We start from the raw sequence: 13604 nt of genomic DNA, 5'->3' as shown, positions 1-13604 counted from the left end.
GACTGGCTGACACCGCCACCGTCACCGCCCAGGCCTCACGCTCCCGGCAGACACGACGAACGAGGGATGGGGACTTTCACCTGGCCACCAGCGAGGACCTCGACCTGGCCACACGCGAGGACTTTGTCATGGCCATGGACAGCCGCTGCGACACCTGCGGCGACCAGGTGTCCCCGCGCCTGGGCGCGATCCTGGCCGGGCAGGGCGGCTGCCTCCCCTGCGGAAAAGCGCGCGGGGCGGCGAAACGCCGTATCCCCGAGCACCGGGCGCGCGCTCACATGCTGCGGCGCGGCCTCGACCCGAAAGGCCCGTACCCCGGCTTCGGCGTGGCGTGGCCCAGCACCTGCGGCACCTGCCGGAAGACCGTGTCGCCGACCCTGGCCGACGTGCTCGACGGCCACGGCTGCCTGGTGTGCAACGGCCATCGTGTCGCCCCCAAGGCGGCGGTGGAGTTGTTCCTCCGCAGGGGATTCATCCCCCAGGGCCCGTTCCCGGGCGTCAAGAAGCCGTGGACGTCGCTGCACGAGTGCGGAAACCTGGTCCACCCGACGCTGACCCGCGTGCGGCGCGGCACCTCGGGTACCCGCAGCCTGCACGGTGTGCACGCCGGGCGGCTGGAACAGTGACGCACCGTCGCTGGTCTACGTGATCATCCACCCCGAATGGGACGCCGGGAAGGTTGGGGTCATGAACCGGGGGTCGAGGCGGCTCGACGTGTTCCGGGGGCAGGGATGGCTGGTGGTCGGCACCCGCGTGGTGGACACCGGGCGGGAGGCCCTGCGGATCGAGAAGGCGACGCTCGACCGGATCATGGGCACCGGGCCGGACCGCATCCCCCCGTACCTGGGCCGAAAGGAACTGCCCAGCGGCTGGCAGGAGACGTTCTGCGTCGCCCACACCACGGGGGCGGAGGCGCTGGCCATCGTACGGTCCGTCGACCGGGTGCCCGCGGCTGACCATGCCGAACGGCGATGACCCCGCACGAGGCCGGGCACGACCACCACGAACGCCGCGCGGACGTGGACGCACGTGGCACGTAGTCGGTGACATGAAGGTCGCCATTCCATGGCGTACGACGACAGGCACCGAGCGCGTACTGAAATGTTGACGGCCCCGAACTCGGCGGACCAACATCAACAATAAGTTTCTTTGCCCAGCTCAGCGCAAGCCTTCGCTGTCGAAATCGCCACCGATGAAGCCTGGCGCCGCCCCGAGGCGGTGGCTGTCGCCCTCCAGCATCACGACCTAACAGCAGACCACGTCATCCAGAAGCACAGCTGGAAGGTCGAATCGGCTGACGACTGACGGGGCCAGCCCAATCTAAGGCAGCAACGTCAGCCACACGAACCAGGACATGGTCGCTTCGGGACCATTCGCCGGAAGTCGTGCCCGGCTGGGCGGACCACCTGGTCGTGCACAAGGTGAGCGAACTCGGACAGATTGCGTCACCGTGGACTGTGAGCGCACCCTGATTGGCTTGCTGGAAATCGCTGACAACCTGCGGCCCCGGCGCGAACGACGCAGGCGCTGCGGCGGCGAGCGCACCATGGTCGATCCGTCCCCGGCTGCGCGGGCGGTGGTTGTCCGCCAGGGGAGTCGGCCGTGGTGACTGTGTCGCTTATCTCGAGCCCCAACCATCCCTGCCCTGCTGACAGTCCTGTTCGCCGCCGCGTGCTGGGCGCGGTGTTCGTGCCGCTCAATACCCGCTTGGCGCCGGCTGAGCTGGACGAGCAGCTCGCTGACTGTGCGGCCTCGATCCCGTTGTACGACCCGGCGTCGGCCACGACCGCCGCTGCGCTCGATCGCTGTCGGTACCTCTGGTCCCTTCGGTCGAGATCACCGAGCTCGACCGGCGCTCCGGCACGGCGGCCGCCACGGGGGCGAGGTACGCGGTTCAACGGTCCTGACCCCGCTTAAACGGCTCCGATCGGAGGTGACGTCATCAAGCGGGTTACGCGTCCGCAGAATCGGTGCCGGTACGGAACTCTCCGCCACCAGGACCAGTACCAATCCGGCTGCACTACCCGGTCACGTCGATAGGCTGCGGTAAGGCGCACATGACGACGGTGGTGAAATCTCGCGCGTCTGGTGAGATCTCACCAAAACTGGTGTCCGAGGGGGGACTTGAACCCCCACGCCCCAGATATTTCCCGGTTTCCCGGAAATATCCATGGTCAAACCTTAGCAGTTCAGTCGATCACGTCAAATCCGAGGGCCTCCCGAGTGTGTCGAGGCCGTGCGAGCGGGTGTGGTTCGCCGGTGAGTGCTGCGAGTGCGGTGGCGACTTCGTGGATGTCGGCTCGGACGTAGGTTGCTGTGGTGCCAACGGTTCCGTTGGTGTCGAAGTGGTCGGCGTAGGCTCGGGCGATGGCGTAGCTGACGTTGCGTTCAACCCAAGTGAGGGTCGGGTTTCCCAAGTCAGTCATCGCTGGGAATCTCGTTGCGGTAGGGGGTCATCGTCCAGTCCAGCACGGCCGGCGGATGAATCAGTACCGTATCGAGGTCGGCAGCCGTCGCCAGCATGAAACTGTCGCCTGTCTGGATCCCGCATGTGCGCCGCGTGGCGGCCGGGATCACTAGCAGGCGCCGCTTGGGGACAACTTGGAGGCCGTCACGCTTTAGGTGGATCATAACGATATTGCGCGCGGTGGTGACCGCAAGGCGGTCACCGGTTCTCCAGTCGAGACGGTCGAGGACGTGCGCGGCGACGACCACACCGGACTCATCGACGCGGCTGATGGCGTAGACCAAGGACCCATCCGACAGTGGTGGTAGCAGGATGGCGGCCAACGTCAGAGGTCCATCGCGTCGTCTTGCTGACAACCGGCTGGGCGGGGCGAGTCTGCCAAGGATCTGGTCAGAGGTACGCATCGCCGCCTCGCAGCGATGCTCTGATTAAGTTTGAGGTGGCGGGTTTGGCGAACCATGCCCGTTCGATCGCGCCTCTCGTCGTTGCCACAGTTCCCCCAGTAGCCCTCATGGGTTCAGATCCAAGATCCCTACGTTCGTCGCACGTGCGCGACGTCCTTGCTCTCGACTATAGGTTGCTGTAGTGATATGTCAAGCTATCGTGACATTTAATGTGACCAAGCATGGGGTTGCGAGCGCGTGGGCGAACTGGTGGCTCTCTCCTGCGCGTAAAGCGGCTCAAAGGACAGGAGTATCCCGGTCAGCATCCCGCGACGTTGGCGATCTTGATGGGGCGAGACGTTGAACTTGCTGCGCTAGACGCTGGTCTAGCGTCGAGCGAGCGAGGAGTGAACACATTGCGCGTATGGTGCATGGCGAGATGTTCGACTCGTTCGATGCGAGCGAACCCTCGTCGGCACCTCGGCCCGACACTGCGGGACGATCAGTAGTGACACAGAGGTATCCCCGACCAGCAGGTCGTACGAGCTTTGCGGTCCTTTCGGTGTCGACACTGCCGCTTCCTCCCAGGGGACTGCTGCCACTGACGCATTTCGATGACGCAGTGGGTACAGGCGCGGCGGTGGCCGGCGTCGCGTTGATGGCAACAGCTGCAGCGAAGCACCGCTGCTCTAGCCGCTGATGGTCCTTCCATGACGGGCCGTTGGTCGTTGCGGTGGTCACGACAGCTCGCGGCCGGCGGCAAGGAGGTAGGCAACGGGTGATTTCCTACCTGTATCTTGGCGCGTCTTGTACTAGCTGGCCAGGTAAGGCACGACCGCGAGGGTGATAGCAATCCCGGTGACCGCGAGCTGACCACCTGCTACGGCAAGACTCCCGGCGATGGTGCCGGCTGCAGCGCTGAGGTCGACCTTGGTACCCAGGCTGCTGGTGATCTTCTCGCTCGTGCAGTCCGGTCGCGTCGAGCAGGCCGGCGACCGTGGGGGCCTACATCGGTGCGGCCTACTGGTTCACTTCCTCGACCAGCTTCGCCAACCCGGCGATCACCATCGGCCGCACGTTCAGCGACACCTTCGCCGGCATCACCCCCGCCTCGGTGCCCCTGTTCGTCGCCGCGCAACTGGTCGGGCGGTGGTCGCCGTGCTCCTGGTCCGCGTTCTATACCCAGGCAGCGCCCCGGATCTGACGTCGTCGAACAATCAGATTGATAAGGCGTTCCTCTCACATGCGACCGCCACCCCAACCCCCACCCGCGACTGACTCGAGGTCGGCGGAACCTGTGTAGTTCACGGGTCTACTCGCGAACGCGCGGGCTTCGTTAACCAGCTCGGCCCAGCGGGTCTCCTCGCGGTCGGCGATGAGGACCCATTCGCGGAACGTGCGGTCCGCCGGAGCGAACGGCTTGCCAACACCGTCGGCGATCAGCTGTTCCACGCGGTCACGGGAAAGCTTGACGAAGAGGTCGCCGGTGCGATGGTCGCAGGACGCGAAGAACGCGCCCGCGACACGCAGACACGGGAACCCCATCCTCGTTCCGGTCGCAACCTCGGGACGAGCGAGTGCGGCGGCGCTCATCTCGTGGAAGAAATCTGCTGGCTGGTCAGGCATCGGCGCCCTCCGGGACGCGGGGTGAACCTGGGTATGGTTCTGCTGGGTGTCACCGTGCTGGCGGTGCTGTTCCTCGTGCTCTGTTTCGCGCTCGTGGTCCGGCAATCTTCGCTGACCGCGTTCCTGACTGTCGCCCCGTTGCCGCTCGCGCTGCTCATCGCGGCACCGCTGGTCCACCTGACCGGCGTCGCCGATCACCCGCTCCTGTTCCTCGTGCCCACCACCGGAGCGGCGGACGTCATCCGTTCCGGTCTCGACCCTGCCGCGCTCGGCTATTCGCTACTGGCCATTGCTGCGGCCATCTGGTTCGCGAGGCGGCGTTTCACCCGTGCGTCCGCCGGTACCACCCGGCCGCGACCGGCCCGAGCACGTCACCACCGATGGCGTTCACGGGGGTGGCTCACGGCACTGATGGACATCGATCGCCGTACCACCGTGCGCAGCGCTCTGCTGACGGTGGTGCTCGCCGGGCCGATCCTGCTTGCCGTGGCGTTGCGGCTGGGCGACCCGCCGTTGATGGCCTACCTGCACACGCGGTTCGGGGTCGAGCTCACGCCGTACCAACCGGTCCTGCTCGCGTCGCTGGTCGTGCTGCACGTGCCGCTGATCATCGGCATGGTCGGCGCGCTGCTGATCCTCGACGACATCGACGACCGCATCGTGCTGATCCTGCGCGTCAGCCCGGTCACAGTGCCGCGCTACCTCGCCTACCGGGCGATCGCGGTCGCCGCCGTGACCCTGCTGATGCTCACCATCGTGGTACCGGTCTCCGGTCTCACACCTCGGCTCGGGCTGCCCGCGCTGGTGCCGGTGAACATCCCGTGACCCCCGGCTGCCGACCACGAGCAAGCGCGCCTCGCGTGCCGCCTGGATCAACGCGACGGCCGGTCGTTCCTCGACCACCTTCGGGACGATCGGGACACGCTGCTGCGCACCAAGGGCCTTCTTGATCGCGTCGTTGAGCGTCTTGCCGGCCTCGGCCGTGAAGTCCCGGGAGGTGTAGCTGTACATCTCGGGCAACCGCCACGCGATCAGCACATGCAGCGTCGCACCGATTAGCTCGGCCTGCCCGGCCGCCCACCGCAGCGCCTCCACACTGCCCGGCGACCCGTCGACACCGACCACGATGACGGGCTGCTCGACCTCGCTCGCCATGCTCACCCCTCCCGCGTCGACACCGTCCACGGCGCTTCGATGAGCCCACTCTCGACGCAACGCGCTGCGTCGGCCAGGGCCGATCGACCCTGGCCCGGGGATCCGGATGGCTGTGCCGACCAACGATGTCGTCCGCGGCGGCCCGGTGGACGGCCGATGGGTCGTCCGACCTCCAGGAACAGGCCCTCCGTCCCTGTCGCGGTGCTCGCGGTCCGCGAAGCGTCGGAACTGACAGTTCAGGCGGAGTTGCAATGAGCGGGAGGTGCTCGATGACCGGTGTCGTGCTTGTCATGGTGGGCGGGCTGCTCGTGCTGTCGGTGGTGTCGGGGATGTTGGGGCTGGGGGTGGCGTTCGCGGCGGTGCCGTTCCTGGCGCTGTTCTTGCCCGACCTGGTCGATCAGGTGCAGCCGTTGAGCCTGTTGTTGAACGGCGTCACCGCGCTGTTCGCCGTGGTCGGGTTCGCCCACAGTGGTCTGATCGAGTGGCGGCGGGCGCTCGGTCTGGTCGCGGTCACCACCGCGTTCGCCCCGGTGGGTGCTGTGCTGGCGAATGTTATCGAGCCGACCGCGATCTGGGCGGTCTATCTGGCCAGCGTGGGCTATCTGGCCTTCCGGTTGTTCCGTCCGGTGAAGGAACGGCCCGGCTGGGAGAACTACCGAGCCGCGTTGGCTTGGGCGGTGCCCATCTCGGTGCTGTCCGGGCTGTTGGGGGTCGGCCCCGGGTTCCTGCTGATGCCCACCCTGATCTTGGTCGGGTTCGAGACCAAGAAGGCGGCGGCGATCAACGCTGTCGCGGTCACCCTGCCTTCGTTCTCCGCTCTGGTGCCGCATCTGGCCATGGCCCAGTGGGACCCCGGCCTGACCGTCGCCCTGCTGGCGGTGGGCGCGGCCGGCGCGTTCGCCGGCGCGCGGCTCACCAGCCTCTATGTCCCGAGCGTGCGCATCAAGCAGATGTTCGGCGTGCTCATCGTCGTGATGACCGCCTACAAGATCGTCACACTGCTCACCTGATTCAGGGGTGCGGAGAAAGGAACCAAAGCCATGCCGAAGACGGTGATCCACATCTTCCACGCCGACCAGGACTCGCTGACCACTGGCGCCCACGTGGCCGAACGCGTCCGCCAGGTCGCCGCCGACCGCGGCGTCGAGTTGGAGGTCTACCTGTTCGGCCCCGCCGAACAGGCCCTGCTCGACCCCGCCCAGGGCGACTTCAACATCCAGATCGACGCGCTGGTCGAGCACGGCGTTCCGGTCAGGACCTGCCTGAACATCGCCGCCGCCAACAACGCCGCGGACAAGCTTGCCGAACGCGGCATCCAACTCGAGTTCGCCCGCGACGCCTTCGCTCGCTACGGACGCGAAGCCGCCACGGTCATCTCGTTCTGACCCGTCGCCGTGCGACTTACGCGGCGACACAACGCAGGGAGTGGAAAGGAAGGGTATCCATGAACTGCTACGACTGCGCCATCGAGAACCAGACCACCCCGGCGACGGCCGTCTGCCGGCACTGCGGCGCCGCCGTATGCGCCGAACACGCCCACTCACCGTCGAGCACCTCCACCACTTCGCCGGGATGGGCCCGGCCACCCGGTCGCGGCCAGCCCGCCGCATCACCTGCGACACCTGCTACAACGCCGAACACAGCGGACACGGCGCCGAAAGCGGCACCGCCGCCCCGCGCCGCCACCTGGTCGGCAGCCGGCGATGAACACCACCCGGGCCCGCACCACGTACCAGGTGCGGGCCCACATCAGACCCGAAGACCAGGTTCCGATCGAGGAAGGCGACCAGGCCATCCCCGTCGACGCCAGCTTGGAACTGCCATGACCGCCGTCACGGACTACTCCGCGGACCTCGACGAGACTGCGGCGCTGCTGCACGCCGTCGCGGATCCGGTCCGTCTGTACGTTCTCCGCCGACTGGCTGAGAGGCCAGCTTGTGTGTGCACGCTGCTCGAACATCTCCCGGTCGCGGTCAACCTACTCAGCTACCACCTCAAGGTACTGCGGGAAGCCGGCCTGGTGACCTGCAGCCGCCGGGGACGCTGGATCGACTACGCGTTGGCCGCCGACGCACTGGACCGCCTCCACGCAGCACTCCCCAGCCCGCCGAACCCTTCACCCACGACAGCCCACAGCCCCCGAGGAACCTGCTGACCCGGACCAAACACACGGTGATGGTGCGGGCGCGGGTGTGACGTCGGCCTGTCCGGGGCGGTGACGCACGTGAGTGCAAAAGCGGTGCTTGTGCACTGTCGAAGGATCTTTGGGTTGAGCCGGTCGGTGGCGCGGGTCAGCCTGGTCGCGTTCCCCTCAGGCACGCGTTTCCGCAAGGGTGTGCGACCCACACCGCGATGTCATTTCCCTCGGTTTCGCCGTAACCTCCGGGTCAGGCATCTGCTCGTTGGTCGAACTCATTTCGGGTCGGACTCCTCGCTCGCCCTCAACACAATGTTTCAAGATCTGATCTTGCCTCACTTGATCTTGATGCAGAGGGCAAGGGGCCAGGATCAGAGTGAGAGTGACGACGGCAGCACCGGCGCGGTGCCCGCACTGGCGACGTCGACGGTGCTGGGTGGTCGTGCCCTCACGTTCCGTACTCGGATCGCGCGCTCGTCGAATTCGTCGAGTTCGCGGGGATGGCCCTGGCGAGGTCCAAAGCTACGTCGTTACCGCGAGGAGTACATTTGGATCGAGACCATCACGCTCGTCGAGGACGAGGATACTGTTCGTCGGCTCCGCGAGCATGTCGTCGAGGCCTTGGCGACCGACCCTAATCCTGCCTCGGTTGACGCCATCCTCCTTGACGACCTGCTCGACGTCGGCCAGGACCGCTCCATCAGCACGATTGCCTTTCCTCACGAGCGGGGTGCCGCGCACGGGTCGTTAGGGCGCTGACCGTCGCCCTCATTGCCGAGCACCTCGCCCGCCTCGGTGACGCTGCGGAGCGGGACCGCGCGCTGGACGCCAACCTGCGTTTCTTCGACGAGGCCCGACAGGCTGATCGACTCGGCGTCCATCCTGGAATGCGTCAGTGCCGGGTTTCAGGTGGACGGCGCACGACCGAGCCGGCGTACAACACAAAGGTCGGCAAGGACCACAGGGACGATTTCATCTGTCTGGATCGAGCGTTGATCGAAATTCCAGGAGAGACGAAATTCGAGGCCTGCGACCTGGTAGCTGAAACGGGTGCGCTCGTTCATGTCAAGCGCAAGGGCAAGTCATCCGCCTTGAGCCATCTCTTTCTGCGGGCGGCGAACAGCTGCGAGATGCTGCACCGTCCCGCCGAGACTCGGGGACCGTTCAACAAGCTACTTGCCGAACGTGCTCGCTCACCGAAGCTCTTGACCACGGTGCAGTCAGTGCTCGCGGCTGCGGAAAGCCGTCGTGACGAGTTAGAGGTCGTCTTCGCGTTTCTCGGTGACTGGAGAGGCGGGACGATCTCCAGCCTGCCGTTCTTCTCGCGCATCAGCCTCGTCAACGAGGCTCACCGGGTCCGAAACCTCGGCTACACCGTCACGGTCAAGACGATTTCTCAGTAACGCCCAGGGAGAGTTCCTGTAGTACGGCGGCGATGACCGGTGCGATGGCGGCGGCTACGGGGGTGGAGAGGCCGGGGCCGTAGCCGGTTTCGGTGATCTCGACGGTGTAGAAGACGAGCCGGCCGGGCAGACGGTCGAGTGCCTTGGCAAGTTCGACAGCCTCTGGGATGCCGAGGCCGTGTGAACTGCGGGCCGGTTTGTCGTCCGGGAGGTCGTCGACCGCCATGCGGTGGACGCGGCCGGGCGTGGGCTCGCGGAGCACGGCGGCATCGATCACCACCGCGATATCCTTGTCGGTCCACGCGTCCAGCACGCGGGTTGGTTCGCCGTCGGTGGTGATGACCTCGACGTCGGGTAGGGCGCGGCGTCCGATGCGGTCGGCGACGGCCGGGCCGATGCCGTCGTCGCGGCGGTACTCGTTGCCGACGCCGATGATGACGGCCTTCATGTTCTGGTCACCGTGAGGTCGAGGAAGTGTGCCGAGCAGGAGATGCACGGGTCGTAGTTGCGGATCGTGCGTTCGCACAGGTGGGCCAGCTCGTGGTCGTCGAGGTCGAGTGCACTGGACACGACCGTGCGCAGGTCGGCCTCGATGGCGGGTTGGTTCTGTGCGGTTGGCGGGACGATTGTGGCGTCGGAGATGGTGCCGTCGTCGGTGATGCGGTAGCGGTGGTAGAGCAGGCCGCGGGGTGCCTCAGTGACGCCGTGGCCGGTGCCGGCGCGGGGGTGCACGTCGACTGCCGGCTGTGCGGGTGGGTCGTAGGCGGCGATGATCCGCAGCGCCTCGTCGATGGCGTAGATCGTCTCCACCGCGCGGACGAGGATGCCGCGGAACGGGTTGCGGCACTGTGGACCGAGGCCGACCTCGGCGGCCACCTCCCGTGCGGTGGGGGAGAGCCACATGTGGTTGAGCGTGTAGCGGGCGAGCGGACCGACCAGGAACGTGTGGCCGTCCAGTGCGGCATGTAGTGCGGTGGAGTGCTGGACCTGGTGCTCCTCGACGTGTGTCAGGTAGTCGGCGGGCGGGAAGTCGAGGCCGCCGCTGGAGACCAGGGTGCCGGTGTCGATCGGGTAGCGGCCGGGGTCGCGCAGGGACAGGAACTCGTGGTCGATTGTCACGTCCGGGAAGTCGAACGTGGCTGCCCAGCGGGCGGTGGCGATGGCGTCGTCGAGTGCTCGGCGGAGCGGGTCAACGAGCGTGGCCAGCTCGACCGGACTCGGCAGCCGGTAGAAGCCGCCGAGCTTGACGTTGATCGGGTGGATGGCCCGGCCGCCGACCAGTTCCATGATCGCGTTGCCGGCCTTCTTGAGTGCGAGGCCGCGTTCTACGGTGGCACGATCCTGTTGGGCGAGGGCGATGGCGTCAGGTAGGCCTAGGAAGTCCGGGGCGTGCAGCAGGTACATGTGCAGTGCGTGACTTTCGATCCACTCGCCGCAGTACAGCAGCCGCCGCAGCTCGGCGAGCTGGCCGCCGACCCGCACGCCGGAGGCGTCCTCGATCGCCTGGCACGCGCTCATCTGGTAGGCGACCGGGCAGATCCCGCAGATGCGGGCGGTGATGTCGGGCGGTTCGGTGTGGCCGCGGCCGCGCAGGAACGCCTCGAAGAACCGTGGCGGCTCGTAGATGTGCAGCTGCACATCGGTCACCTGTCCGTCATGGACGGTTACGTTCAGGCCACCCTCGCCTTCCACTCTGGTGAGTGCCTTGACGCCGAGGCGGCGGCTACCGCTTCTGTGGGTCATCGCTGGCTCCCTGGAATGCTGGTGCGGTGAAGGTGCGGAACACCCGGTCTATGTCCACATCGGACATGCCGCAGGCGGTCAGCTGCCGGACCAGCGCGTCGGTGTTCGGGTGGCGCACCGGGCCGAAGCAGCCGAAGTAGCCACGCCGGTAGGCGGGGCACAGCGCGCCGCAGCCGGCGTGGGTGACCGGCCCGAGACAGGGGATGCCCTCGCTGACCATGACGCAGGTGATGCCGCGCCGCTTGCATTCGGTGCACACGCTGTCGTCGGGCAGGTCCGGCTTGCGGCCTACCAGGAACGCTGACAGCACCTCCAGCAGTTGGTGGCGGTCGATGGGGCAGCCGCGTAGCTCGTAGTCGACCTGGACGTGGTCGGCGACCGCGGTCGAGGTGGCGAGGGTGGCGATGTGTTGCGGCTGGGCGTAGACCAGTGAGCGGAACTCGGCGACGTCGCCGAAGTTGCGCAGGGCCTGGATGCCGCCGGCGGTGGCGCACGCGCCGAGCGCGATCAGCACCTTCGACTGCGCTCGGATGTCCTTGATCCGCTCGGCTTCCTCCTCGGTGGTGATCGAGCCCTCGACCAGCGACACGTCGTACGGGCCTGGCTCGATCGCGCTGGAGGCCTCGATGAAGTGCTTGATCCGCACCTGACCGGCCAGCGGCAGCAGCTCGTCCTCGCAGTTGAGGAGGGTGAGTTGGCAGCCGTCGCAGGAGGTGAGCTTCCAGACTGCGAGTGTGGGTGTGTCCATCACAGCTCCTTGACCGTGAGCAGGTCGGCGACCTGCCCGTAGTGGAGGACCGGGCCGTCCCGGCAGACGAGCAGGGGGCCGAACTGGCAGTGTCCACACAGGCCGATTCCGCATTTCATGTTGCGCTCCAGCGAAAGCCGGATGCGCTGAGCAGGGACTCCCCGCTCGAGCAGGCACTCGGCACTGAACCGCATCATTACCTCGGGCCCGCACAGGAACGCGACCGTGCATGCCGGGTCCAGCTCGGCCTCGGCGAGCGGCGCGGTGACCAGACCCGCCCGCCCGTGCCATCCCGGTGTCGGGTGGTCCACTGTGGACATCACGGAGAGGTCCTCTGTCCAGGAGCGGACCTGTTCGCGGTACAGGATCTCGGCCGGTGTCCGCGCGCCGAGCACGAGCGTGATCCGGCCGTAGCGCGCCCGGCAGGCGAGTGCGCCGAGCAGGACCGGCCGCAGGGGTGCGAGCCCGATCCCGCCGGCGACCAGGAGCAGGTCAGCGCCGGCCGCGCTCGGCAGGTCCCAGTCCGTGCCGAACGGGCCGCGCGCGCCGAGGACGGTGCCGGGAGCGGCGTCGTGGATCGCTTGGCTAACCGCACCGACCGCGCGAACAGTTTGCACCAGGATGTGCTCGTAGCGGGGGTCGCCGCTGATCGACACGGCGATCTCGCCGACACCCGGCACGGAGATCATCGTGAACTGACCCGGCCGGAACCGTGGCAGGGACTCGGCGACGGGGGCGAGCGTGAGTGTCGCGCTGTCCCGGGTCTCGACGACGCGGTCCACGACGGTGTACCGGGTCGGCAGCATCGGGTCCCGGGTCTCGGGATGGGTGAGGGTCTCAGTCATGGCTGTCCACCAGCTTCGCCGCTTCTTCGGTGATGTCGATGCCGGCGGGGCACCAGGCGATGCACCGGCCGCAGCCGACGCAGCCCGAGGTGCCGAACTGGTCGTGCCAGGTGGAGAGCTTGTGGCTGATCCACTGGCGGTAGCGGCTGGCGGTGCTGGTGCGGACCTCTCCGCCGTGGAGGTAGGAGAAGTCGAGGTTGAAGCAGGAGTCCCAGCGGCGCCAGCGTTCCGCGTGGTCGCCGGTGAGGTCGGTGACGTCCTCGGTGGTGGTGCAGAAGCACGTGGGGCAGACCATGGTGCAGTTGGCGCAGGACAGGCAGCGGCTCGCGATGTCGTCCCAGTGCGGCGACTCGCGGTTGTCGGCGAGCAGTTGCCGCAGGTCGACTTCCGGCATTGCCCGCCCCATCTTCTCCGCCGCGGCGGAGAGGTCCGCGTCGGCGCCCGCGACGTCGGTGGGTTCCGCCGGCCGGTGCGGCAAGCGGTCGAGAACTTGCTGGCCGGCGGTGCTGCCGGCGTCGACCAGGTACCGGTGCCCGTGCTCGTCGAGCCGCTCGGTCATGGCGAGGTCGTAGCCGGCACCAGCTTTGGGTCCGCCGCCCATGGACACGCAGAAGCACGTGCTGCCGGGTTCGGTGCAGTTGACCGCGATCACGAACACACCGTCGCGGCGCGCGGTGTAGCTCGGGTCCGGGTAGGCGCCACGCGCGAGCACCCCGTCGAGCACGCCCATGGCCGCGAGGTCGCACGGCCGGACACCGAGGAACGCGTAGCGGGGCGGCGGTTCCGCCGCGGCGTGGAACACCAGGCCGGACTCGTCCCACTCGGCGGTCGTCAGCCTCTCGTGCGCGGGGTGCAGGAACGACTTCCACGATCCCGGACCCGCGGCGTGTCCGAACGTCATCTCGTCATCCCGTGCCACCAGCCGGTACCGGCCTGCGTCGGCCTCCACACCCCAACCGGTCGGCAACTGGTCCGCGCCGGTCAGCTCGGCCAGGACGATCGCCCCGTCCCGGACCGTCGGGCCGACGACCGTGTACCCCTCGCCGCGCAGTACCCGCATCAGTATGTCGAGGTCACTGTGCTCAATGAGTTTCATG

General features: G+C 67.4%; 17 protein-coding genes and 2 pseudogenes. 10 read left to right on the top strand and 9 right to left on the bottom strand.

Going from position 1 to position 13604, the window contains the following annotated elements:
- Positions 1-626 (top strand): hypothetical protein (locus GEV28_RS01165; RefSeq protein ID WP_291407595.1); only part of this gene is annotated, 626 nt, incomplete at its 5' end.
- A gap of 61 nt (positions 627-687) precedes the next feature.
- Positions 688-975, top strand: a complete 288-nt coding sequence (locus GEV28_RS01160) for a hypothetical protein (RefSeq protein ID WP_291407594.1) — start codon at positions 688-690, stop codon at positions 973-975.
- Positions 976-2189: 1214 nt separating this feature from the next.
- Here GEV28_RS01160 and GEV28_RS01155 read toward each other — a convergent pair.
- On the bottom strand, positions 2190-2426 hold the full coding sequence (locus GEV28_RS01155; protein ID WP_367115004.1) for a hypothetical protein: 237 nt from the start codon (positions 2424-2426) through the stop codon (positions 2190-2192).
- Positions 2419-2751, bottom strand: coding sequence for a hypothetical protein (locus GEV28_RS01150; protein ID WP_291407591.1), 333 nt, complete (start codon positions 2749-2751; stop codon positions 2419-2421). The genes GEV28_RS01155 and GEV28_RS01150 overlap by 8 nt, the downstream gene beginning before the upstream one ends.
- Before the next feature lie 1096 nt (positions 2752-3847).
- On the opposite strand from GEV28_RS01150, the gene GEV28_RS01145 reads away from it, so the two are divergent.
- A complete protein-coding gene (locus GEV28_RS01145; protein ID WP_291407589.1) occupies positions 3848-4054 on the top strand; it encodes a hypothetical protein in 207 nt (68 codons plus the stop codon).
- Between the two features lie 35 nt (positions 4055-4089).
- Here GEV28_RS01145 and GEV28_RS01140 read toward each other — a convergent pair whose 3' ends face one another.
- On the bottom strand, positions 4090-4674 hold the full coding sequence (locus GEV28_RS01140; protein ID WP_291407587.1) for a hypothetical protein: 585 nt from the start codon (positions 4672-4674) through the stop codon (positions 4090-4092).
- A 213-nt stretch (positions 4675-4887) separates the two neighbouring features.
- Between GEV28_RS01140 and GEV28_RS01135 the strand changes: the two genes are divergently transcribed.
- Entirely contained in the window at positions 4888-5301 is a 414-nt protein-coding gene (locus GEV28_RS01135; RefSeq protein ID WP_291407585.1) for a hypothetical protein, read from the top strand.
- Positions 5302-5343: 42 nt separating this feature from the next.
- Here the strand turns inward: GEV28_RS01135 and GEV28_RS42080 are convergent.
- Positions 5344-5631, bottom strand: a pseudogene (locus GEV28_RS42080) (universal stress protein); the annotation flags it as partial.
- 269 nt (positions 5632-5900) lie between these two features.
- Here GEV28_RS42080 and GEV28_RS01130 point away from each other — a divergent pair.
- From GEV28_RS01130 to GEV28_RS01110, 6 genes and pseudogenes are all read left to right on the top strand, one after another.
- Complete coding sequence (locus GEV28_RS01130) at positions 5901-6641, top strand: sulfite exporter TauE/SafE family protein (RefSeq protein ID WP_291407583.1); 741 nt, start codon at positions 5901-5903, stop codon at positions 6639-6641.
- A 30-nt stretch (positions 6642-6671) separates the two neighbouring features.
- Positions 6672-7016: a hypothetical protein gene (locus tag GEV28_RS01125; protein ID WP_291407581.1), complete on the top strand. Its 345-nt coding sequence runs from the start codon at positions 6672-6674 to the stop codon at positions 7014-7016.
- Positions 7017-7075: 59 nt separating this feature from the next.
- Positions 7076-7159: pseudogene (locus GEV28_RS42075) on the top strand (DUF2180 family protein); the annotation flags it as partial.
- Positions 7160-7453: 294 nt separating this feature from the next.
- Complete coding sequence (locus GEV28_RS01120) at positions 7454-7786, top strand: helix-turn-helix transcriptional regulator (RefSeq protein ID WP_291407579.1); 333 nt, start codon at positions 7454-7456, stop codon at positions 7784-7786.
- Between the two features lie 321 nt (positions 7787-8107).
- Positions 8108-8527: a hypothetical protein gene (locus GEV28_RS01115; RefSeq protein WP_291407578.1), complete on the top strand. Its 420-nt coding sequence runs from the start codon at positions 8108-8110 to the stop codon at positions 8525-8527.
- A gap of 128 nt (positions 8528-8655) precedes the next feature.
- Entirely contained in the window at positions 8656-9171 is a 516-nt protein-coding gene (locus GEV28_RS01110; RefSeq protein WP_291407577.1) for a DUF6119 family protein, read from the top strand.
- Here GEV28_RS01110 and GEV28_RS01105 read toward each other — a convergent pair.
- From GEV28_RS01105 to GEV28_RS01085, 5 genes are read right to left on the bottom strand one after another with little or no spacing between them, the layout of a single operon-like run.
- Positions 9152-9619, bottom strand: a complete 468-nt coding sequence (locus GEV28_RS01105; RefSeq protein ID WP_291407575.1) for a hydrogenase maturation protease — start codon at positions 9617-9619, stop codon at positions 9152-9154. The genes GEV28_RS01110 and GEV28_RS01105 overlap by 20 nt on opposite strands.
- Entirely contained in the window at positions 9616-10914 is a 1299-nt protein-coding gene (locus GEV28_RS01100; protein ID WP_291407573.1) for a Ni/Fe hydrogenase subunit alpha, read from the bottom strand. Before GEV28_RS01100 ends, GEV28_RS01105 begins: the two co-directional genes overlap by 4 nt.
- On the bottom strand, positions 10895-11662 hold the full coding sequence (locus GEV28_RS01095) for an oxidoreductase (protein WP_291407571.1): 768 nt from the start codon (positions 11660-11662) through the stop codon (positions 10895-10897). Before GEV28_RS01095 ends, GEV28_RS01100 begins: the two co-directional genes overlap by 20 nt.
- Entirely contained in the window at positions 11662-12507 is an 846-nt protein-coding gene (locus GEV28_RS01090; protein ID WP_291407570.1) for an FAD/NAD(P)-binding protein, read from the bottom strand. Before GEV28_RS01090 ends, GEV28_RS01095 begins: the two co-directional genes overlap by 1 nt.
- Complete coding sequence (locus GEV28_RS01085; RefSeq protein WP_291407568.1) at positions 12500-13603, bottom strand: 4Fe-4S dicluster domain-containing protein; 1104 nt, start codon at positions 13601-13603, stop codon at positions 12500-12502. Before GEV28_RS01085 ends, GEV28_RS01090 begins: the two co-directional genes overlap by 8 nt.
- Between the last annotated feature and the right edge of the window lies 1 nt (position 13604).

Source organism: Actinophytocola sp., assembly GCF_009379765.1.
In the GTDB taxonomy this organism is placed as follows: Bacteria; Actinomycetota; Actinomycetes; order Mycobacteriales; family Pseudonocardiaceae; genus Actinophytocola.
The sequence above is the reverse complement of the archived record's forward strand: the minus strand, read 5'-3'. Positions and strand labels throughout refer to the sequence as shown.